This is a genomic window from Thiohalophilus sp. (genome assembly GCF_034522235.1).
Classification (GTDB): domain Bacteria; phylum Pseudomonadota; class Gammaproteobacteria; order UBA6429; family Thiohalophilaceae; genus Thiohalophilus.
This window is the reverse complement of the sequence record NZ_JAXHLN010000003.1, coordinates 1,895,452-1,917,635: the sequence shown is the minus strand read 5'-3', so window position 1 is coordinate 1,917,635 and position 22,184 is coordinate 1,895,452. Positions and strand designations below refer to the sequence as shown.

Below are 22,184 nucleotides of genomic sequence, written 5' to 3'. Positions count from 1 at the left end.
GAGGCATAAATAAAATAATCGCATTTTTCGCCTGTAAATTCAATTACATAACCCGGGCATTTAGGCTCATTAACAGGGGATACCTTGCGTTTGGACACAGATTGGACATTTACCCTGCAAAAAGACCGCCTGGCCGGTCTGGATGAGGTCGGCCGGGGGCCGCTGGCCGGGCCGGTGGTGGCCGCGGCCGTGATTCTGGATCCGGCCCGTCCGATTCCCGGTCTGCTCGACTCCAAACGGTTGAGTGAGGCACGCCGGGAGCAGCTGGCGGCACAGATTCAGGATCAGGCGCTGGCCTGGGCCGTGGCGCGGGCCGAGGTGGCCGAGATCGACCGGTTAAATATCCTGCAGGCCAGTTTGCTGGCCATGCAGCGGGCCCTGGCCGCGCTGGATCCGGCGCCACTGGAAGCGCTGGTGGACGGCAACCGCTGTCCCGAACTGCCCTGTCCGGCACAGGCCGTGATCAAGGGGGATAATTGCGTGCCGGCGATCATGGCCGCCTCCATCCTGGCCAAGGTCAGCCGGGACCGGGAGATGATTGCCATGGCCGAGCTGTACCCCGGCTACGGGCTGGAAAAACACAAGGGCTATCCGACCCGGGCCCACATCGTGGCGCTGCAGCGTCTGGGGGTGAGCGAGATCCACCGGCTCAGCTTCGGGCCGGTGCGCAAACTGCTATAGACAAAGTTGGCAGTCGCAGTTGGCAGCTGGCAGTCGGTGGAACGGGGCTGTTTTTCCTCGTCCCTCGTAACTCGTCCCTCGGCCCTGGCGTTCTAAACATTTGTTTTCCTGTCAAAAAGCGGGTATAAAATTGAATCAGGCACAATACTTGATAATAGGGTTCGGGGCAGGAGCGCGTCATGTCGTCGTTACCATTGATTCTTAGACTGGATATCAACGGCCAGCCGGTTAACTGGATTCCCTGGCAGGAGGCCGCCTGTATCTATTCCCGCGGCCGGGTCGCCTGGACGGCCGGGGATCACATGTTCCAGCTGCACGGCGGCCACAGTCGACTGACGGGTGAGCAGAGCCTGCTGGAAATCAATTCCATTATCGCCGTCAAGGGCGAAAACAAGATCACCGGGCGCCATAGCACGCCGCCGCTAAGTAACCGCGAGCTGTTCCGCCGTGATCGCCATACCTGCCTGTATTGCGGCCATGAATTCCGCGATCCGCTGTTGACCCGGGATCACGTCAAACCGCTGTCCCGCGGCGGACGCGATCACTGGCGCAATGTGGTCACCGCCTGCAAACGGTGTAACGCCCGCAAGGGCAGCCGTTCCCCGGAACAGGCCAACATGCCGCTGCTGGCCATCCCCTACGTCCCCAACCTGGCCGAGTACCTGGTGCTGCGCAACCGCCGTATCCTCGCCGATCAGATGGAATTTCTGCGGGTCCAGTTTAAACAGATGGGCAAGGACTGGATGTAGCTCCCTGTCAAGTCTTGCACTCCTGACGGATTGATCTGACACTTTGCGCCATGGATTCCTTCGTCCACCTCCATCTGCATACCGAATATTCACTGGTCAACGGTCTGGTGCGGATCAAGCCATTGGTCAAAGCCGTGGCCGATGCCGGAATGCCGGCGGTGGCCGTGACCGACCAGTGCAATTTGTTCGGCATGGTCAAGTTCTACAAGGCGGCGATCGCCGCCGGTGTCAAACCGATCATCGGCGTGGATGCCTGGCTGCACAACGAGGAGGATCCCAATCAACCGAGCCGCCTGGTGCTGTTGTGTCAGGATAATACCGGCTATCGCAATCTGACCCGGCTGGTCTCGCGCAGTTATATCGACGGCCAGCATCGGGGCCAGCCGACCCTCAGTCGCGAGTGGCTGGAGGGGGCCACCGACGGTTTGATCGCCCTGTCCGGGGCCCGCGACGGGGACGTCGGTCAGGCCCTGCGCAACGGCAATCCGGAGCTGGCGGCACGGCGGCTCGAGCAGTGGCAGAGGCTGTTTCCCGATCGCTATTACCTGGAAGTGCAGCGCACGGGGCGTGAAGGGGAGGAGGATTACCTGCATGCCGTGGTGGAGCTGGCCATCGCCCATGATCTGCCGGTGGTGGCCACCAATGATGCGCACTTCCTTGAGCGCGACAACTTCGAGGCGCACGAGGCGCGGGTTTGTATCACTGAAGGGCGAACCCTGGATGATCCGCGCCGGCCCAAACGTTTCAGTGAGCAGCAATATCTGCGCACGCCGCAGGAGATGGCCGAGCTGTTCGAGGATCTGCCTGAAGCGCTGGCCAACACGGTCGAGATCGCCAAACGCTGCAATGTCGAGCTGACGCTGGACAAGAATTATCTGCCCGACTTCCCGGTGCCCGCCGGCATGACCATCGACGAGTTTCTGCGCGAAGAATCGCGCAAGGGACTGGAAGCCCGGCTGAACAAGTTCTTTGATACCACGGCAGCGGACTATGAACGTATCCGCCGTGAATATCACGATCGGCTGGAGATGGAGCTGGATGTGATCATCTCCATGGGCTTTCCCGGCTACTTTTTGATCGTGGCCGACTTCATTCGCTGGGCCAAGGAGAACGGCGTCCCGGTCGGACCGGGACGCGGTTCCGGCGCCGGCTCGCTGGTGGCCTATGCCCTGACCATCACCGATCTGGATCCCATCAAATACGATCTGCTGTTCGAACGTTTTCTCAACCCCGAACGTGTCTCCATGCCCGACTTCGATGTCGACTTCTGTATGGAAGGGCGCGATCGGGTGATCGATTACGTGGCCGATCATTACGGCCGCGAAAAGGTCTCGCAGATCATCACCTACGGCACCATGGCGGCCAAGGCGGTAGTCCGCGATGTGGGGCGCGTCCTCGGCCATCCCTACGGCTTTGTGGATCGCATCGCCAAATTGATTCCCTTCGAAGTGGGCATGACCCTGGAGAAGGCGCTGGAGCAGGAAGAGCAGCTGCAGGAGTTGTACGACGAGGACGAAGAGGTGCGCGGCCTGATCGATCTGGCCAGGATGCTCGAAGGCTGCGCGCGCAACGCCGGCAAGCACGCCGGCGGTGTGGTGATTGCGCCCTCGCAACTGACCGATTTTACACCATTATATTGTGAGCAGGGCTCCGGCAGTATCGTCACCCAGTTCGACAAGGACGATGTGGAAGCCGTCGGCCTGGTCAAGTTCGACTTTCTCGGCCTGCGCACGCTGACCATCATCGACTGGGCGGTGCGTGCCATCAATCAGGACAAGGCCGCCAAAGGCGAGACGCCGATTGATATCATCTCCATTGCGCTGAATGATGAAAAAACCTTCGAGCTGTTAAAAGCCAACCAGACCACCGCCGTCTTCCAGCTCGAATCGCGCGGCATGAAGGATCTGATCAAGCGCCTGCAACCGGACAGCTTCGAGGAGATCATCGCCCTGGTGGCGCTGTTCCGTCCCGGTCCCTTGCAATCGGGCATGGTGGATGACTTTATCAACGTCAAGCACAAGCGCAAACAACCGGAATATCCGCATCCGGATATCGTCGCCATCCTCGAGCCGACCTACGGCGTCATCCTGTACCAGGAACAGGTCATGCAGATTGCCCAGGTGCTGGCCGGTTATACCCTGGGCGGCGCGGACCTGCTGCGCCGGGCCATGGGCAAGAAAAAACCTGAAGAGATGGCCAAACAGCGAGACATCTTCACCAAAGGCGCGCTGGAGCGGGGCGTCGAAGAGAAGACCGCCACCTATATTTTCGACTTGATGGAGAAGTTCGCCGGTTACGGCTTCAACAAATCTCACTCGGCCGCCTACGCCCTGGTCTCTTACCAGACCGCCTGGCTCAAGGCGCACTATCCGGCGCCGTTCATGGCGGCGGTGCTCTCGGCGGATATGGACAACACCGACAAGGTGGTCACGCTGATCGACGAGTGCAGCGACATGCAGCTGACCGTGTTGCCGCCGGATATCAATCAGTGCGAATACCGGTTTACCGCCCAGGATGACCAGACCGTGGTCTATGGTCTGGGTGCGATTAAAGGCGTCGGTGGCGCGGCCATTGACAGCATGATCGCGGAGCGCAACGCCAACGGGTCGTTCGCCGATCTGTTTGACTTCACCCGCCGCATCGATACCCGCAAGGTCAATCGTCGCACGCTCGAGGCGTTGATCATGGCCGGCGCGCTGGATGTGTTCGGCGAGAACCGCGCCACGCTGATGGCCTCCCTGCCGGCGGCGCTCAAGGTGGCCGAGCAACACAGCCGCGATCAGGCGGTCGGGATGCAGGATCTGTTCGGCATGGGCGCGGTGGTCGAGGCGGACAGCGGTCCGGTGGCCTATCATCGCCAGCCACAGTGGGGCGAGGACGAACGGCTGGCGGCGGAAAAGCAGACCCTGGGACTTTATCTGACCGGGCATCCCATCGAACGGTATCTGGAGGAGTTAAGCGGCTTTGTTTCCGCGCGCATTGTCGATCTCAAACCGACCCGCGATCAGACCGTGGTGGTGGCCGGCTTGATTGTCGCTATGCGGACCATGAATACCCGGCGCGGCGATCGCATGGCTTTTATTACGATTGACGATCGCAGCGCTCGCATCGAACTGGCGGTGTTCAGCGAACCGTTCCAGCGCTACCGGGATCTGCTGGCCAAGGACAAACTGATCGTGGTCGAAGGCGAGGTGAGCATCGACGAATACAGCGGCGGTTACAAGATGAGTGCGCGCAGCATCTACGATATCAACCAGGCGCGTGAACACTTCGCCCGCAAATTGTTGATCAGCGTCGATCACAACAAGGCCGGCAACGGCTTCGTCGGCGATCTGGAACAAACCCTGACGCCGTTTCGCGAAGGCTTCTGCCCCGTGATCATCGACTACCAGCGCGACGACGCCCGCGCCCAGATCGCCCTGGGCGAAACCTGGCGCGTCCACCCCACCGACGAACTGCTGCATCGCCTGCGCGACAGCCTCGGCGACGAGCGCGTCAAAGTCATCTATTAGCTAATTCACTGGAAAGTAATGCGGAGTACGCAGAGGCGCAGAGGACATGATAATTTTGAATGCTGAATTTTGAATGTTGAATTCATAAGGAAGGACACCGCAATTCAAAATTTAAAATTCAGCATTCAAAATTAATTTATTTGCGCCTCTGCGTCCTTTGCGTCTTTGCGCCCTTTGCGTTTTTTCCAGTATCCCGGCTGATGGAAACCGGAACCGGGTCGCGCTTGCGGGTGTATACAGGCGGCCGGATTCGCTATACTATTCAGTCAATTAGCGCCAATCTGACCCGATAACACTATTATGAATCTGAATTTTCTCGATTTCGAACAGCCCATCGCCGAACTGGAAGCCAAGATCGAGGAGCTGCGCTATGTCGGCTCCGACAACGAGATCAATATCGGCGAGGAGATCCAGCGGTTGCAGAACAAGAGCCGGGATCTGACCGAATCCATTTTTTCCAATCTCAAGTCCGCCCAGATCGCCCAGCTGGCGCGCCATCCCCAGCGGCCCTATTTTCTCGATTATATCGAGCAGCTTTTCACCGACTTCGAGGAGCTGCACGGCGACCGCGCCTTTGCCGACGACAATGCGATTGTCGGCGGGGTGGCGCGTCTGGATGGCCGGCCGCTGATGGTCATCGGCCAGCAGAAAGGGCGCGATACCAGGGAGAAGGTGCGGCGTAATTTCGGCATGCCGCGCCCGGAGGGCTATCGCAAGGCGCTGCGCCTGATGCACATGGCCGAGCGCTTCAAGCTGCCGGTGCTGACCTTTATCGATACCCCCGGCGCCTATCCCGGTGTGGGCGCCGAGGAGCGCGGCCAGAGCGAAGCCATCGCCCGCAATCTGTTCGAGATGTCGGCGCTCAAGACCCCGATTATCACCACGGTGATCGGCGAGGGCGGTTCCGGCGGCGCGCTGGCCATCGGCGTCGGCGATCGGTTGATGATGCTCCAGTACAGCACCTATTCGGTGATCTCGCCGGAAGGCTGCGCCTCCATCCTGTGGAAAAGTTCGGACAAGGCCCCCGAAGCCGCCGAAGCCATGGGCCTGACCGCCCCCCGGCTCAAGGAGCTGGGGCTGATCGACCACATTATCAGCGAGCCGCTGGGCGGCGCCCATCGGGATTTCGAAATGATGGCTGCCAATCTGCGCCAGGCGCTGCAAGAAAGCCTGGACATCGTCGATGCCACCCCGCTCGACAAGCTGCTGGAGCAGCGTTACACCAAACTGCTGCGCTACGGGAATTACGCGGAGTAATCCCCGTCCCGGCGCGCCGCACATGACCTTCTCGGCCGCGCAACTGCGGGATCAGCTGGCGCAGATGCCCCCGGCCAGTCGTTATCGGGTCGCCTACAGCGGCGGCTGTGACTCCCACGTCCTGTTACATGCCCTGGCCGGCCTGCGCGAACAACTGGCGGTGCCGCTGGAGGCCATCCATATCAACCACGGGCTCGCCCAACGCGCCGACGCGTGGGCCGCGCACTGCCGGCAGGTGTGTGCGACCCTGGATGTGCCACTGGTGGAGGTGACGGTGCATGCCCATCCCGGGCTGGGCGAGAGCCCCGAGGCGGCCGGCCGCGAGGCCCGTTACAGTGCCTGGCGGCAGTTGCTCCAGGCCGGCGACGGCTTGTTGCTGGCCCAGCATCAGGATGATCAGGCCGAGACGGTATTGCTGCAGCTGTTGCGCGGCAGCGGGGTGAAAGGGCTGGCGGCCATGCCGGTCAGCACGCCTCTGGCCGACGGCTGGCTGGGCCGGCCGTTGCTCGGCTATACCCGCGCGGCCCTGCGCCGCTATGCCGCCGACCACGATCTGCACTGGATCGAGGATCCCTCCAATTTCGATACCGATCTGGATCGCAATTACCTGCGCCACGAGCTGTGGCCGCGCTTGCAGCAGCGCTGGCCCTCGGCGGCGCTGACCCTGAGTCGGTCGGCGCGCCACCAGGGCGAGGCGGCGGGGCTGCTCGACGAGCTCGGCGAACTGGACTACCGGCAGTGCCAGGGCGAGAGCCCGGACAGTCTGCGTCTGGCCCCCCTGCAGGCGCTCAATCCGCCCCGGCAGCGCAATCTGCTGCGTTATTGGCTGGCGCAAGTGCGGGGTCTGCCCCTGCCGGACAGTAACCATCTTAACCGGATCCTGGACGAGGTGCTCTATGCCGCCCCCGATGCCATGCCGCAGGTCGGCTGGGCCGGGGTCGAGGTGCGACGCTATGCCGATCACCTCTATGCCCTGGCAAACCGGCCGGATTTACCGCTCCCGTCGCCGCAGTCCTGGGATCCGCTACACCAGCCGATCCTCGAACTGGAGGGGCAGATCCTGCAGGCCGAGCCGTGTCAGGGGCAGGGACTTTCCCGGCGTGCGATCGCGCAGCACGGCCTGCAGATCGCGTTTCGCCAGGGTGGCGAATCCTGTCGGCCGGCGGGCCGCGGCCATCGCCACGAGCTCAAAAAACTGCTGCAGGAGTGGCGGGTGCCGCCCTGGCAACGCCAGCGGATCCCGCTGATCCTGATCGACGGGCAAATAGCCCAGGTGGTGGATTACTGTCTTTGCGAGCCGTTTGCCGCGGGCGCTGATGAATCGGGTCTGTTGATCACCCGCCGGGCGAGTCCGGTAATTTAACATGCTGTAGAGATTGAATCAGCGGCCGAAAACAACGACAATATTAGCCCAGCAATCAGACAGGTTACCGAACACTGGTAACGCCGTTTCACCTTCAACACTTTGCTGGGTTCATGACTAAATACGTCTTCATTACCGGTGGTGTCGTCTCCTCGTTGGGGAAGGGCATCGCCTCCGCCTCATTGGCCGCGATCCTGGAAGCGCGTGGGCTCAAAGTCACGCTGCTCAAACTGGATCCCTATATCAATGTCGATCCCGGCACCATGAGTCCGTTTCAGCACGGCGAGGTGTACGTGACCGAGGACGGCGCCGAAACCGATCTCGATCTGGGCCATTACGAGCGCTTCGTGCGCACCACCATGACCCAGAAGAACAACTTCACCACCGGCCGTATCTACGCCAACGTGATCAGCAAGGAGCGCCGGGGCGATTATCTGGGCGGGACGGTGCAGGTCATTCCGCATATCACCGACGAGATCAAACGCAGCATTGTCGAAGGCGCCGACGAGGCCGACGTGGCCATGGTGGAGATCGGCGGTACCGTGGGCGACATTGAATCCCTGCCGTTTCTCGAAGCCATTCGCCAGATGAGTGTGGAACTGGGTCATGACAACGTGCTGTTTATGCATTTGACCCTGCTGCCCTATATCCCGACCGCCGGCGAGTTGAAAACCAAGCCGACCCAGCACTCGGTCAAGGAGCTGCGCTCTATCGGGATCCAGCCCGATATCCTGATGTGCCGTTCGGATCGCCCGATCCCCGAAGACGAACGGCGCAAGATCGCCCTGTTTACCAACGTCGAGCAGCGCGCCGTCATCACCGCGCTGGACGTGGACAGTATTTACACGATCCCGCTGCTGCTCAGCGAGCAGGGGCTGGATCAGATCGTGGTGGACAAGCTCGGCCTGGATGTGCCGCCGGCCGATCTCAAAGAGTGGCGCCACGTGAGCGAAGCGCTGGCCCATCCCGAGGGCGAGGTCACCATCGCCATGGTCGGCAAGTACGTGGAGCTGACCGAATCCTACAAGTCACTGTCCGAAGCGCTGATTCACGCCGGCCTGCATACCCGCAGCCGGGTTAATATTCAGTATGTCGATTCCGAAGAGATCGAACGTGAAGGCACGGCCTGCCTGCAGGGGATGGATGCGATTCTGGTCCCCGGCGGCTTTGGCGAGCGGGGCGTGGAAGGCAAGATCGCCGCGGTCAGATACGCGCGCGAGCAGCGCATTCCCTATCTGGGCATCTGCCTGGGCATGCAGGTGGCGGTGATCGAATTCGCCCGGCATGTGGCGGGGCTGGACAAAGCCCACAGTACCGAATTCGAGCCCGCTACCCCGGATCCGGTGATTGCGCTGATTACCGAGTGGGTCAACGCCGACGGCAAGCGGGAAACCCGCGGCCAGAATTCCGATCTGGGCGGCACCATGCGTCTCGGCGCCCAGCAGTGCCGCCTGGAAGAGGGCTCGCGGGCGCGGGAGATATACGGTCACGAGATCATCAACGAACGTCATCGTCATCGTTACGAGTTCAATAACAACTACCGCGACAAGCTCAGCCAGGCCGGTCTCAAACTGGTCGGGACCTCGCTGGATGGCAACCTGGTGGAAGTGGTGGAGCTGGAGGATCACCCCTGGTTTATCGCCTGCCAGTTTCATCCGGAGTTTACCTCCACGCCGCGCGACGGGCATCCGTTGTTCAGCTCGTTTATCCGTGCCGCGCGCACGGTGCACGAACCGGTCGCAGAGGAGGCGCTGGGCGTGTAACAGGGTCAAACCTTGTTTCCTTCGGGGCTGCAACAACAATCCAGTAATGCCGCTTTGGTGTGAGGCCGGGCGACCGCTGCCATGAAACGAACAATCTTTTTTAATTAACAACCCTTACTATTGAATCTGGAGTAATACGATTAATGAGTCGAGGAACCGAAATCGTCAACATTGTCGCGCGTGAGATCATCGACTCACGCGGCAATCCGACTGTCGAAGCCGACGTTATCCTGCAGTGCGGTGCCAAAGGCCGTGCCGCGGTTCCTTCCGGCGCCTCCACCGGCGCCCGCGAAGCCATCGAGCTGCGCGACGAGGATAAAAAACGCTTTGGTGGCAAGGGCGTGAGCAAGGCGGTGGCCAACGTCAATGGCCCCATTCGTAAGGTCCTGCTTGGAGAGAATGCGGCCGACCAGCAACAGATCGATGACATCATGCTCAAGCTCGACGGCACCGATAACAAGAGCAAGTTGGGCGCCAATGCGCTGCTGGCCGTCTCCATGGCCACCGCCCATGCCGCCGCCAGCGCGCAGGGCGTGCCGCTGTATCAGTATCTGTATACCGGCGAGGCCTATCGCATGCCGGTGCCGATGATGAACATCATCAACGGCGGGGCGCATGCGGATAACAGCGTCGATCTGCAGGAGTTCATGATCATGCCGGTCGGTGCGCCCAGTATCAACGAGGCGATTCGTTACGGCGCCGAAGTGTTTCACGCACTGAAAGGCGTGCTGCACGCCAAGGGGCTGAATACCGCCGTTGGCGACGAAGGCGGTTTTGCTCCGGACCTGTCATCCAACGAATCTGCGATCGAGGTGATCCTTGAGGCGATCGACAAAGCGGGCTATAAGGCCGGCAAGGATATCTTTATCGCCATCGACGCGGCCAGCAGCGAGTTCTACCAGGACGGCAAGTATGTCCTGGCCTCGGAAAACAAGAGCCTGACTGCCGCCGAATTTATCGACGTGCTGGAGCAGTGGTGCGACAAGTACCCAATCATCAGCATCGAGGACGGCATGGCCGAGGATGACTGGGACGGCTGGCAGCAACTGACCAACCGCCTGGGCAAAAAAGTGCAGCTGGTGGGCGACGATCTGTTTGTGACCAATACCGAAATCTTCAAACAGGGGATCGACAAGGGCATCGGCAACTCGATCCTGATCAAGGTCAACCAGATCGGTACCCTGAGCGAAACCCTGGCCGCGATCGAGATGGCCAAAAAGGCCGGCTATACCGCGGTCATTTCGCACCGTTCCGGCGAGACCGAAGACACCACCATCGCCGATCTGGCCGTGGCCACCGGCGCCGGCCAGATCAAGACCGGCTCCATGTCCCGTTCGGATCGGGTCGCCAAGTACAACCAGTTGATTCGCATTGGCGAAGGGCTGGGTGACGAAGCCCGCTATCCCGGGCAGGATGCTTTCTATAATTTACGCTAGACTCGGAGGGAACGGCACAAGCAACAGCCAGAGCCAGAGCCAGAGCCCATGCGAATCCTGATAGCCATACTGCTGATCCTGTTTGTCACCCTGCAATACGATTTATGGGTCGGGGACGGCAGTCTGGCCACGGTCTGGCATCTGCACCAGGAAGTGGAAAAACAGAAACAGGAAAACCGCGAACTCAAGGCCCGCAACCGGGCGCTGGAAGCCGAAGTCGAAGATCTCAAACAGGGCCTCGACGCCCTGGAAGAGCGCGCCCGCGATGAGCTGGGGATGATCAAGGAAGGCGAAACCTTTATTCAGGTCATCGAAAAGGACAGTGACGAGGGACGAGTGACGAGGGACGAGGAATAAGCGGGATTTTCGTCATGCTTGCGATTTCCCTCTGTTAACGGTCACTGTGAATAACGCAGAGATCGCAAAAGGTCGCTCCCGGCATCCTGCCTCCCGCGACAGAGCCTGCCCCATGAGCGTAGCGAGTGTTTTGGGTACTTGTACATCCCTGTACACCGCGCGGAGGACGCAGAGGAATATATAAAATGGCTTGGGCGGAAGTAGGCCGGATTAAGTACCCTTCGGGCATAAACTTCGCGAATCCGGCAACTCTACCGGGATCGACTCAATTATCCAAAATGGATTGAATAATAAAATCGCACCCCAATGAACTCGTCCCTCGTCACTCGTCCCTCGTCCCTGAATTTCTGGTGCGTGATTCCCGCCGCCGGGATCGGCAAGCGCATGGGCAGCGAGATCCCCAAACAGTATCTGGAATTGAATGGTCGGGCGATTATTCTGCATACCCTGGATCGGCTCCTGGCGCATCCGTCGGTGAACGGCGCGATCGTGGCACTGTCGCGCCACGACGGTTGGTGGGAACACCTGGATACACGTTATGCTAAGCCGGTGACGCGGATTGAGGGCGGTATCGAACGTTGCCATTCGGTGTTGAACGCCCTGCATGAACTCGCCCTGCATGCTGACGACGCGGACTGGGTGCTGGTCCACGATGCGGCACGACCGTGTCTCGCACCGTCCGATCTGGAACATCTGATGACCACGCTGGCCGAAGACGAGGTGGGCGGCCTGCTGGCCGTGCCGGTGCGCGATACCATGAAGCGGGCCGAAGCCAGTGGCCGCGTGGTCGATACCGTGGAGCGGGAAGGGCTGTGGCATGCGCTGACTCCGCAGATGTTTCGCCTGGGGTTGCTGCGCTCGGCGCTGGAGAATGCCATCGAAGCCGAACAGCTGGTGACCGACGAGGCCTCGGCCATGGAGTATGCCGGTTATCAACCGCTGCTGGTGGAAGGCAGTACGGCCAATATCAAGATCACCCGGCCGGAGGATCTGGCACTGGCTGAATTTTATCTGCAACAACAGGAGCAGGCGTGATGCGAATCGGACAGGGCTTTGATGCGCACCGTTTCAAACCCGGTGGCCGCCTGGTACTGGGGGGCGTGACGATTCCGCACGATCAGGGGCTCGAAGCCCACTCCGATGGTGATGTGGTGATCCACGCCCTGTGTGATGCGCTGCTCGGCGCGCTGGCGCTGGGCGATATCGGCCGGCACTTTCCGGATAGCGACGCGGAATTCAAAGGCATCGACAGTCGCATTCTGTTGCGCAAGGTCATGGAACTGATTGCGCAACGCAAGCACAGCATCACTAACGCGGATATCACGATCATCGCTCAACGACCCAAACTGGCCCCGCATATCGATTCCATGCGGAAAATGCTTGCCGGCGATCTGCAAACCGACAAGGCTAACCTCAGCATCAAGGCCACCACCACCGAAGGCATGGGCTTCACCGGTCGCGGCGAAGGCATCGCCGCGATGGCGGTCGTTCTGATTGAGAAAAAACCATAACGTAGAGGCGCGAAGATATAATTATGAATGCTGAATGTTAAATTCTGAATTGGGCATAGGGTCTTGATTCAACATTCAACATTCAACATTCAAAATTAATCTCCCTCCTCTGCGGTAAAACTTTCTTTATGAATTTGCATTGGTCCAGTCTTGCCTACGCCTTAGGTCAACCGACGGTGACAGGGGTGTTGCGTCAACGGGTCGACGATTTTGTGGTCGAGGAGCAGCTCGGCTTTGAACCGATCGGCGAGGGCCAGCATGTCTGGCTGTGGATCGAAAAACGCGAACGCAATACCCAGGACATTGCCCAGCTGCTGGCTCGCCATGCCGGTGTCAGATCCAATGCCGTGGGTTTCTCCGGGATGAAGGATCGGCGGGCGATCACGCGTCAATGGTTCAGCCTGGATCTGGCCGGCAAGGTCGGGCCGGACTGGTCAGCGCTGAGCGATGACGGTTTGTCGATTCTGCAGGCCACCCGCCACGGCAAGAAACTGCGCCGCGGCGTGCACAAGACCAACCGCTTTGAGATCACCCTGCGCGATCTGCAGGGCGATACCGCGACATTGCATGATCGGCTGACTGCGATTGGGCAAAGCGGTGTGCCCAACTATTTCGGGGCGCAGCGCTTCGGGCGCGATGAGGCCAACCTCGACTGGGCCCGTCGCCTGTTTGCCGGCGAGCGGATCAACAACCGTAACAAGCGCAGTATCTATCTCTCCGCCGCCCGCTCGTTGTTGTTCAACCAGCTGTTGTCACAACGGGTCAGTGAAGGCACCTGGCAGCGGGCGCTGGAGGGCGATGTGATGCAGCTGGCCGGCAGCCACAGTATCTTCGTCCCTGAAGCGATCGATGAGACCATCCAGCAGCGCCTGATGGAGATGGATATCCATCCCACCGGGCCGCTCTGGGGCCGGGGGGAACTCAAAAGCGGCGGTACGGTTAAGGCAATGGAACAACAGCTGGCTGACGCCTATCCCGATTACTGTCAGGGCCTGGAACAGGCGGGGCTGAAACAGGAACGACGCAGTCTGCGCCTGGCGGTCAAACAGCTCGACTGGTTCCAACAGGGGAGGCAGCTAACGCTCGGTTTTGAACTGGAAACCGGGGCCTATGCCACCGGCGTGATTCGTGAATGCATCGATGTGTCAGACTCGGATCACTGAACGCCTGGATTGAACTAGTTTAAAGCGTACCGCTAGCTGCCGCGCTTGAGCAGCACGTAAATCGCGCCGCTGCCGCCGTCCACCGGCCGGGCGGAGCAGAAGGCGAGGATCTCGTCGCGCTGTTGCAGCCAGTGGTTGACGTACTGCTTGAGCACCGGGCGCTTCTGCTCGGAGCCGTGGCCCTTGCCGTGAACGATGCGCACGCAGCGCACGCGGTTTTGCCGGCATTCATTAAGAAAGCTTACCACCGCCTCACGGGCTTCCACGCGGAACAGGCCGTGCAGATCCAGCTCGGCCTCAATGGCCAGCTCGCCGCGGCGCAGTCGCTTGAGCAGTTTATGCTGCAGGCCGGTGCGGGCGAACAGCAGCTCCTCGCCGGTTTCCAGATCTTCGGGATGAACCGGATCGGAGAGCATTTCATCGAGCACCGCCGCCTCGTCCAGTTCCCGCTGGCGCGGCCGGGGCGTGGGTTTGGGGCGCGCCGGTCGCTGGCGGGGTTCGCTTTGCAGTCGTCGCACGTCCTGCATGGCCTGGCGAAACAGTTCCAGCTCCTCTTTGTCGGGGGATTTTTTGCTCATGCGGATCCGCCTGGCGTCAACGTGGCTTGAATACGGGCCCGCGTTCGCGCAGCGAAGGAAAATCTAGGCGGGATCGTGCTTATCCGGTATAGTAGGGCCAAATTTACCATCCATTCAACCACTTCCAACGATGATGTAACCTCCTGCAGCAGCTATGCGGATACTGTTGAGCAATGATGATGGCTATGAAGCCCCGGGGATCAATGCCCTGGCGCAGACCCTGCAGGAGATTGCGGAGATCACCATCGTGGCACCCGAGCGGGATCGCAGCGGCGCCAGCAACTCCCTCACCCTGGAAATGCCCATCCGCGCACGGCGTCTGGGCGACAACCTGATCCGGGTCGACGGCACCCCGACCGATTGCGTGCATCTGGCCATCACCGGGCTGCTGGATCACGAGCCCGACATGGTCATCTCCGGGATCAATGCCGGCGCCAACATGGGCGACGATGTGCTTTACTCCGGCACCGTGGCCGCCGCCATGGAAGGGCGCTTTCTCGGCCTGCCGGCCATCGCCGTTTCCCTGGCCGGCAGCGGGCACCGATTCACCCACTATGCCACCGCTGCGGAAGTGACCAAGCTGTTCATCGATCGGCTGGCCGCCGATCCCCTGCCGCAGGACACCATTTTGAATATTAACGTGCCGGATCTGCCGTTCGCGGATCTGTCGGGCTATCAGGCCACGCGCCTGGGTCATCGGCACAAGGCCGAGCCGGTGATCAAGGCCGAGGATCCGCGCGGCCGGGATATCTACTGGGTCGGCCCGCCCGGTGCCGAGCAGGACGCCGGGCCGGGCACCGACTTTTACGCGGTGCGCAACGGCTATGTCTCGGTGACGCCGATCCAGATCGATCTCACCCGCCATCAGGCTCTGCAGTCAGTCGCCGACTGGCTGGCGAAGTGGGGCGCATGAACAGCCATCTCGGGATCGGCATGACCTCGCAGCGCACCCGCGACCGGCTGATCGACCGGCTGCGGGAGAAGGGCATCGCCAACGAGGCGGTGTTGGAGGCCATGCGCCGCACGCCCCGGCACATCTTTGTCGACGAGGCACTGGCCACGCGCGCCTATGAAGATACCGCGCTGCCCATCGGCAGCGGTCAGACCATCTCCCAGCCCTATATCGTCGCGCGCATGACCGAGGTGCTGCTCGGCTCCGGCTGTCCGCAACGGGTGCTGGAGGTGGGCACCGGTTGCGGTTATCAGACCGCGATCCTGGCCCAACTGGTCGGCGAGGTGTTCAGCGTCGAGCGTATCGCGCCGTTACAGCAGCGGGCGCGCAACCTGTTATATGAGCTGCGTCTCACTAACGTGCGTTATCAGCACAGTGACGGCAATTGGGGCTGGAAAAAACACGCTCCCTATGATGGGATTATCGTCACCGCCGCGCCGGAGAACGTGCCCCCGGAGCTGCTCGAACAACTGGCGGATGGCGGCCGGCTGGTGATTCCCACCGGCGGGCAGGGTCAGGCGCAACGCCTGCGTCTGATCACACGCCAGGGCGATGAATTTAATGAGACCCTGCTGGAGGCGGTCAGTTTTGTGCCGCTGGTACAAGGAGATATTTCGTGACACTGTTTTCCGCCCTGTTCGACCGGGTCATGCTCTGGTCGGCGCATCGTCATGCGCCGGGCTATCTGTTTGGCCTCAGTTTTGCCGAATCCTCTTTCTTCCCCATCCCGCCCGATGTCATGCTGGCGCCGATGTCCCTGGCGCGCCCGGATCGCGCCTGGTACTTTGCGCTGCTGACGACCATCGCCTCGGTGCTCGGCGGCATGGCCGGTTATCTGATCGGCATGTTCGCGTTTGAAATGATCGAACCGGTGTTACACAGTGCCGGTTACTGGGAAAAATACCTTCAAACCCGACAGTGGTTTGCCGATTGGGGGATCTGGGTGATCTTCATAGCAGGGTTTTCCCCGATACCCTATAAGGTTTTCACTATTACCGCCGGGGTTGTCGGCATGGTGTTTCTGCCGTTTGTCATCGCCTCGGCGGTGGGACGCGGGGCACGCTTTTTCATGGTGGCCGGATTGATGAGGTGGGGCGGACCGGCGATGCAACAAACCCTGCGCCAGTACATCGATCGCCTCGGGTGGCTGGTGATTCTGGCCATTATAACCGCGTATTTTGTATTGAATAACGGATGAAACTACGGGTCGCACTCATTCTCGTCTTGATCGCCGCGCAGTTCGGTTGTCGGCCCTTTGTGCATTACGACCCGGATCGCGATCAACCCGCCAAGAGCCGCGTCTACACCGTCAGCAAGGGCGATACCCTCTATTCCATTGCCTGGGAATATGGTCATGACTATCGCAGCGTGGCGCGCTGGAATGGCATCAATCCGCCCTATACGATCTATCCCGGCCAGGAGATCCGTATGTATCCCGGCAGAACCGCCGGCGTGGAACAAACCACTAATGCCGCCGACACTTCGGCCGTTAATACAACGGAGGCTACCAGTAGAAATCAGGTTGACGCCAATGACGATCATACACTGTCATGGGCGTGGCCGGTGGAGGGCAAGATTGTTGGCACATTCCCGGGCAGTGATCCGGGCAAAAAAGGGCTGGATATTGCCGGCAGAATGGGGCAGTCTGTAAAGGCTGCCGCGGACGGCAAGGTGGTCTACAGCGGTGGCGGTTTACGCGGTTACGGGAAACTGATAATAATAAAACACAATACCACTTACTTCAGCGCCTATGCGTACAATGACAAGTTGCTTGTTCAGGAGAATGACACCGTCAAGTCCGGGCAGCGCATAGCCGAGATGGGAAAAAACAGTTCGGATCAGGCGATACTGCACTTCGAGATTCGTCGTAACGGTACACCGCAGGATCCAGTTAAATACTTGCCAAAGAAGGGGTCGTAGTCACGGTAGTCGCCTATGACTGAGTACGGAGATAACGCGGATAAACTCAAGCAGGACAAGGACGCCGATGATGAGCTGGATGCACTGCCGGAAGAAGATGCCGAACAGAGCAAACTCACCGTCGACGCAGAGCTGGATACCGAGACAGAAGCCGAGCCGATCGAAGAACCTCACCGGTACGAGCCCGGCGTGATTCCCGACGGCCAGCTCGATGCCACGCGCCTGTATCTCAGCGAGATTGGCTACTCGCCGCTGCTGACCGCCGAAGAAGAAAAATTCTACTCGCGCAAGGCCCTCAAGGGTGATGACGCCGCGCGCAAGAAAATGATCGAGTGCAACCTGCGCCTGGTGGTCAAGATCGCCCGGCGCTACCTCAATCGCGGGCTCGCGCTGCTGGATCTCATCGAAGAGGGCAATCTCGGCCTGATCCGCGCGGTGGAAAAGTTTGACCCCGAACGCGGCTTCCGCTTCTCCACCTATGCCACCTGGTGGATACGCCAGACCATCGAGCGGGCCATCATGAACCAGACCCGTACCATCCGCCTGCCGATCCACGTGGTCAAGGAGATCAACATCTACCTGCGTGCCGCCCGGCATCTGTCGCAGAGCCTGGATCACGAGCCGACCACCGAAGAGGTCGCCGAGATGCTCGACAAGCCGATCGAAGAGGTGAAAAAAATGCTCGGCCTCAACGAGCGCATCGCCTCGGTCGACTCGCCCATGGGCCACGATGCCGACAACTCCCTGCTCGACGCCATCCCCGACGAAAACAACAGCGATCCGGTCACCCTCCTGCAAGATGAGGACGTCAAAGCCAACATCGAGCAGTGGCTGGAGCAGCTCAGCGAGAAGCAGCGGGAAGTGGTGGAGCGGCGCTTCGGCCTGCACGGGTATGACGTCGCCACGCTGGAGGAGGTGGGCAACACCATCGGCGTCACCCGCGAGCGGGTGCGGCAGATCCAGCTCGAGGCGCTGAAGAAGCTGCGCGATATCCTCGAAAAAGACGGCTTCTCCGTCGACGCGCTTTTCAAATAAGGCGTCATTGCGAGCAACGCGCGGCAATCTTTCGAAGCTACTCGCCAATCTTTACTAAATGTTCGCCCTGCGGGCGAGCTGAATCCTGAAAGCGTTGGTTTTTCCCTTTGTGGGAGGCGATTCCATCGGCGACTCTTGTCGGAACCACCCGGCTTATCTAAATGTGCGCCCTGCGGGCGATCTGGATCTTGAAAGCGGGCTCTCGCGCCCGCGCGGCGAGGTACTTTCTTGTATCGACAAGAAAGTACCCAAAGAAGCTCCCCGAAAGCCGCCGCCGGTTCAGCCATTTCCAATGGTTGAACCGGTTCCCTGCGCTTCTCGCTCCAGTCGGGCTCGCCAGAAGGGCCATCCCTGGCCCTCTGGCGAGTGGCGGCATCCCTGCCGCCACCCTTCGGGCTAATCCTCCTTCCGCTGCGATGCTCGGCGGCGTCTAACGGGATTAAGAGCTTATAGCGATAGGGTACCGTCCCACGCACCGTCAATTTTGCTGTATGCCGCTGGGAAACGCCGAGAAAGTGGTGCCGCAGAGGCGCGGCGAAACTCAACCCCGTCACTCGTAACTCGTCCCCCGGACCTGTTTTTTTGATGCACGGCGGCGTCTGACGGGATAAAACCCGGCTAGTGATAGTTGGGGAAAACCCTGATATTGCAGGAATAATTCGTGTTTCCTGCGTCGAAAAAACATGGAATGCTTGCTAGGATTAGGGGTAATTGAGGAATATCCGCGCGACTGTTCGTTTTTGCAGCTTTATCCGGATTTAGGCGAACGGCCGCCTAATACCGAAAATTACGAACGGCCGTCTATTTAACTGTTAGAAGGCTAAGCCCATGGGATACAAGATGCCGGAACGGCTCCCCTTTCTTGAAGACGCACTTCAAGGCCTTGCCTTCTGGGTCGGGTATCGACGTTCCTATTTCCGCGACTATCCACTAGCTGAGGCCGCGTTAATAGCAGAAACGTGCAATCTGATTCAGTCTAAGATCACAGATGCCCAAGTACTTCGCCCAGAAGTGCTTTATCGACGCCTCGCCGACACCTCCATGAAGGACGAGCTTCGTGACCTCTGGAGAGCGGACCTCGCAATCCTGGACGCCGCATATCCAAATCCATACCAAGATAACGTGTGGGATGCGGTGCATTTCATCTTTGAGGTGAAGCGCGGCAGCTCTCCTAAAGCGGAGATCGATCAAGACCTACGGCGTCTTTTCCACTTCAAAGAAGTCTGCCGTTCTGGCGCTCGTGCGTTCCTCATCGTGGTCTCTGAAGCGAAACTACCCAAACGCTTCGTCGACCCCAAGAAGGGGAAGTCCAAGCTTCACGGGCACCCGATTCCAGGCACGACTGGCGTGTATCACGTTCGTCGGACGGTTAAGGCGGCAAGCAGCTTCGACAGGAAGGAAACCGCAAACTTTGCGTGCATTTGCGAGGTGTTCAGCCAGCCACCCAAGAAGGTGCTGCCTGAGGTGTAATCTGAATCTCGTACGCCTTCTAACAAATCGTTGTAGCGGACGTTTGACCCGCAGCCCATTTTGCTCCCGTAAAATCGGCTGCGCCTCAAACGCCGCTGAACTCAAGCGTAAAAAAGGAAACATAATGATCAGATTGATATCCCTAATAGCGGTAGCCATATTTTTTTTGCAAGCCTGTGCTCAGATGCCTGCTGGTGAAACAGGCTCCACGGATGGCAGAACGACTCAAACTCAACAGCCTACCGTTTCCTACATGCCGGGCGACCGTGAGCAATTTGTACTTGCAGAAAAACCTGACCAGCTGCAGAAATATGGATTTGATGGGTTCTGTACCGACACAGAGTCGTTCGCATGCAGAAATCGGCTCGATTACGAACGATACGTCGGGATGAAAGGCTACTTCAATACGGACGAACCAAGCCACACCGATTTTTCCGGTTATCAATTTTGGCCTGTCGTGTTGGAAAACGGTCGCGAGTTCTACTACGTGAGCAATCCAAAATACGGTGGCAAGTACGGATCCAGTGCTGATATCGTTCCGCTAGAACAGTATGAACAAGCAGCCAGTTACTCAGCAGAGCCTTTAGTGCCTGGCTCCAAAATCTTAGTCGAATCAGTCGAAATCAGTTTCGGCAGAGATGTATTCACTCTTGATAATGGGGATCAAATCGGGCGTGATAAGCTGGATCATATTAGAAATATCGCCTCTCAGTTTCCGGCCTCTCAGGCAACAATAGCAGAAGCACTTTTAAGCTTCCGCATCACACATGATGAGGTTGAAAATCGATATTTTATCCAGCCTAAGGGAAGCGCATTAAGAAACGAGGCCAGGTTATACATTGGGGTGAAGCCAGATAAGACATGGCTTCGAATGAAAATCAAGTATTACGGTGATGATTGGTTATTTGTTCGGTCGTACAAAGTTGCTGCTGATTCTTTCCGGTGGGAATCCCCTTCGCTTGAATTTGAGCGAGACCACTCGGGTGGCAATGTCTGGGAATGGATAGACAAGTCTCCCACAGATGAGGACTTACGCAACATGCGTGCATTGGCCGCAGCAGCTAATCCAATAATCCGTTTTCAAGGGCGCCAGTACTATTCGGACTTCAAGCTTACCGGCGAGCAACAAAGCTCTATTACTAGCATCTTGAGGCTCTACGAACTACTGAAACGTTAATGCTCCCAAATTCCGGGGACAGTATGCCTGATTAAACGTTAGAAGGAACTTACTTGCTTCCCGATGAACTCGAACACTATCTCCACGAGCACATCCCGCTGTCGAAGGCGATGGCGGTGTCGGTTGTGGTCGCGAATCAGGATGAGGTGGTGTTGAGCGCGCCGCTGGCGCCGAATATTAATCATCGCGAGACGGTGTTTGGCGGTAGTGCCTCGGCGCTGGCGACGCTGGCAGCCTGGTCATTATTGCATCTCCGACTTCGAGCCGACGGCTTTTCGAGTCGACTGGTGATTCAACGCAATACGATGGACTATGATTTGCCGATTGACGGATCATTCACGGCGCGGGCGTCCGTTGAATGGGTATCAGACTGGTCGCGCTTTATCCGTATGTTGTCACGCAAAGGCAGGGCCAGGATCAGTGTGGCGTCAGTACTGGAATACAACGAGCGGGTGGCCGGGCGGTTCTGTGGTGAATTCGTGGCGCTGGACGGCGGGACTCAAGACAATTGATTATGGGTGCTAATAACTTTACCGCAGAGACCCAGAGGGTACAGAGAAATAATTGATTTTGTCTTGTGGGAAGCGATTGACGCACAGGGAAGTACAAATGTCACGAGAGGCATGGGCGCCGAAAGTGACGTATCGACGATTTTCCAGGCACAGAGAGTCGCGGCTGAAAGTCCCTCCCATATAGAATTGCAATGGTTTTTAAGCTTGTTAATCTCTGTGTTCTCTGTGTTCTCTGTGTTCTCTGTGTTCTCTGCGCCTCTGCGGTGAATGTTTTTAAATCATCATCAACGCGGCGACAACGTTGCGCCCTTCAGCCACTAATATATTAAAAGTCCGGCAGGCGGCGGCGGTGTCCATGACTTCCAGGCCGACGCCGGCTTGCTGGACCCGCGCCATGGTCTCGCCATTGGGGAAGCGCAGTTGCGCGCCGGTGCCCAGCAGGATCAGTTCCGGTTCGTAAGCGAGCAGGGTGGTGAGGTGTTCGGGCTGCAGTTCATCGTAGGTTTGCGGCGCCCAGTCGCAGGTGAGATGTTCGCGGCTGATGATGAAACTGTCATTGAATTCGGCGTTACCTTCCTGGTCCTGCTCGATATTCACCACCCCGCGCAGAGGATGCCAGGGGGGGATGACCACGGTGACCCGTCCGGTATCGTAAGCGCGGATGGTGAGTCCGCCGACCTGTTCGAGACTGAATTTCATCCGGATTCCTGTTAAGACCAGTAGGCTTGCGGCGACAGCTTCGTTCAGG

The 22,184-nt window shown here is 59.1% G+C and carries 21 protein-coding genes; 19 read left to right on the top strand and 2 right to left on the bottom strand.

What is annotated here, in order from left to right; genetic code table 11:
- The first annotated feature begins 90 nt into the window (after positions 1–90).
- From rnhB to truD, 11 genes are all read left to right on the top strand, one after another.
- Entirely contained in the window at positions 91–681 is a 591-nt protein-coding gene (gene rnhB, locus U5J94_RS12375) for a ribonuclease HII (protein ID WP_322565938.1), read from the top strand.
- Between the two features lie 179 nt (positions 682–860).
- The gene (locus U5J94_RS12370; RefSeq protein ID WP_322565937.1) at positions 861–1,430 is read left to right on the top strand and encodes an HNH endonuclease; all 570 of its coding nucleotides are present in this window, start codon (positions 861–863) and stop codon (positions 1,428–1,430) included.
- Between the two features lie 50 nt (positions 1,431–1,480).
- Positions 1,481–4,942 carry a DNA polymerase III subunit alpha gene (gene dnaE / locus U5J94_RS12365; RefSeq protein WP_322565936.1) on the top strand — a complete coding sequence of 1,154 codons (3,462 nt, stop codon included), beginning with the start codon at positions 1,481–1,483 and terminating at the stop codon, positions 4,940–4,942.
- 300 nt (positions 4,943–5,242) lie between these two features.
- The gene (accA, locus tag U5J94_RS12360; protein WP_322565935.1) at positions 5,243–6,199 is read left to right on the top strand and encodes an acetyl-CoA carboxylase carboxyl transferase subunit alpha; all 957 of its coding nucleotides are present in this window, start codon (positions 5,243–5,245) and stop codon (positions 6,197–6,199) included.
- 22 nt (positions 6,200–6,221) lie between these two features.
- Positions 6,222–7,562: a tRNA lysidine(34) synthetase TilS gene (tilS, locus tag U5J94_RS12355; RefSeq protein ID WP_322565934.1), complete on the top strand. Its 1,341-nt coding sequence runs from the start codon at positions 6,222–6,224 to the stop codon at positions 7,560–7,562.
- Between the two features lie 113 nt (positions 7,563–7,675).
- Entirely contained in the window at positions 7,676–9,325 is a 1,650-nt protein-coding gene (locus tag U5J94_RS12350; protein ID WP_322565933.1) for a CTP synthase, read from the top strand.
- Positions 9,326–9,468: 143 nt separating this feature from the next.
- Positions 9,469–10,761 carry a phosphopyruvate hydratase gene (gene eno, locus U5J94_RS12345; protein WP_322565932.1) on the top strand — a complete coding sequence of 431 codons (1,293 nt, stop codon included), beginning with the start codon at positions 9,469–9,471 and terminating at the stop codon, positions 10,759–10,761.
- A gap of 48 nt (positions 10,762–10,809) precedes the next feature.
- Complete coding sequence (gene ftsB / locus U5J94_RS12340) at positions 10,810–11,118, top strand: cell division protein FtsB (protein ID WP_322565931.1); 309 nt, start codon at positions 10,810–10,812, stop codon at positions 11,116–11,118.
- A 306-nt stretch (positions 11,119–11,424) separates the two neighbouring features.
- Positions 11,425–12,153: a 2-C-methyl-D-erythritol 4-phosphate cytidylyltransferase gene (gene ispD, locus U5J94_RS12335; RefSeq protein WP_322565930.1), complete on the top strand. Its 729-nt coding sequence runs from the start codon at positions 11,425–11,427 to the stop codon at positions 12,151–12,153.
- Positions 12,153–12,629 carry a 2-C-methyl-D-erythritol 2,4-cyclodiphosphate synthase gene (gene ispF, locus U5J94_RS12330; RefSeq protein WP_322566496.1) on the top strand — a complete coding sequence of 159 codons (477 nt, stop codon included), beginning with the start codon at positions 12,153–12,155 and terminating at the stop codon, positions 12,627–12,629. Before ispD ends, ispF begins: the two co-directional genes overlap by 1 nt.
- 128 nt (positions 12,630–12,757) lie before the next feature.
- Positions 12,758–13,792, top strand: coding sequence for a tRNA pseudouridine(13) synthase TruD (truD, locus tag U5J94_RS12325; RefSeq protein WP_322565929.1), 1,035 nt, complete (start codon positions 12,758–12,760; stop codon positions 13,790–13,792).
- Between the two features lie 32 nt (positions 13,793–13,824).
- Here the strand turns inward: truD and U5J94_RS12320 are convergent, their stop codons facing one another.
- Positions 13,825–14,370, bottom strand: a complete 546-nt coding sequence (locus U5J94_RS12320; protein WP_322565928.1) for a Smr/MutS family protein — start codon at positions 14,368–14,370, stop codon at positions 13,825–13,827.
- A gap of 154 nt (positions 14,371–14,524) precedes the next feature.
- Here U5J94_RS12320 and surE point away from each other — a divergent pair, with 154 nt between their 5' ends.
- From surE to U5J94_RS12280, 8 genes are all read left to right on the top strand, one after another.
- Positions 14,525–15,283: a 5'/3'-nucleotidase SurE gene (surE, locus tag U5J94_RS12315; RefSeq protein ID WP_322565927.1), complete on the top strand. Its 759-nt coding sequence runs from the start codon at positions 14,525–14,527 to the stop codon at positions 15,281–15,283.
- Positions 15,280–15,942, top strand: a complete 663-nt coding sequence (locus U5J94_RS12310; RefSeq protein ID WP_322565926.1) for a protein-L-isoaspartate(D-aspartate) O-methyltransferase — start codon at positions 15,280–15,282, stop codon at positions 15,940–15,942. Before surE ends, U5J94_RS12310 begins: the two co-directional genes overlap by 4 nt.
- Entirely contained in the window at positions 15,939–16,520 is a 582-nt protein-coding gene (locus U5J94_RS12305) for a YqaA family protein (RefSeq protein WP_322565925.1), read from the top strand. The genes U5J94_RS12310 and U5J94_RS12305 overlap by 4 nt, the downstream gene beginning before the upstream one ends.
- Positions 16,517–17,242 carry a peptidoglycan DD-metalloendopeptidase family protein gene (locus tag U5J94_RS12300; protein ID WP_322565924.1) on the top strand — a complete coding sequence of 242 codons (726 nt, stop codon included), beginning with the start codon at positions 16,517–16,519 and terminating at the stop codon, positions 17,240–17,242. Before U5J94_RS12305 ends, U5J94_RS12300 begins: the two co-directional genes overlap by 4 nt.
- Positions 17,243–17,257: 15 nt before the next feature.
- Positions 17,258–18,277 carry an RNA polymerase sigma factor RpoS gene (rpoS, locus tag U5J94_RS12295; protein ID WP_322565923.1) on the top strand — a complete coding sequence of 340 codons (1,020 nt, stop codon included), beginning with the start codon at positions 17,258–17,260 and terminating at the stop codon, positions 18,275–18,277.
- 828 nt (positions 18,278–19,105) lie between these two features.
- Entirely contained in the window at positions 19,106–19,747 is a 642-nt protein-coding gene (locus U5J94_RS12290) for a hypothetical protein (protein WP_322565922.1), read from the top strand.
- Positions 19,748–19,871: 124 nt separating this feature from the next.
- Positions 19,872–20,924 (top strand): hypothetical protein, encoded by a 1,053-nt coding sequence (locus tag U5J94_RS12285; protein ID WP_322565921.1) that lies wholly within the window; start codon positions 19,872–19,874, stop codon positions 20,922–20,924.
- A gap of 53 nt (positions 20,925–20,977) precedes the next feature.
- The gene (locus U5J94_RS12280; RefSeq protein ID WP_322565920.1) at positions 20,978–21,436 is read left to right on the top strand and encodes a YiiD C-terminal domain-containing protein; all 459 of its coding nucleotides are present in this window, start codon (positions 20,978–20,980) and stop codon (positions 21,434–21,436) included.
- 273 nt (positions 21,437–21,709) lie between these two features.
- On the opposite strand, the gene U5J94_RS12275 is transcribed toward U5J94_RS12280, so the two are convergent.
- On the bottom strand, positions 21,710–22,135 hold the full coding sequence (locus U5J94_RS12275; protein WP_322565919.1) for an Mth938-like domain-containing protein: 426 nt from the start codon (positions 22,133–22,135) through the stop codon (positions 21,710–21,712).
- Positions 22,136–22,184: the final 49 nt, after the last annotated feature.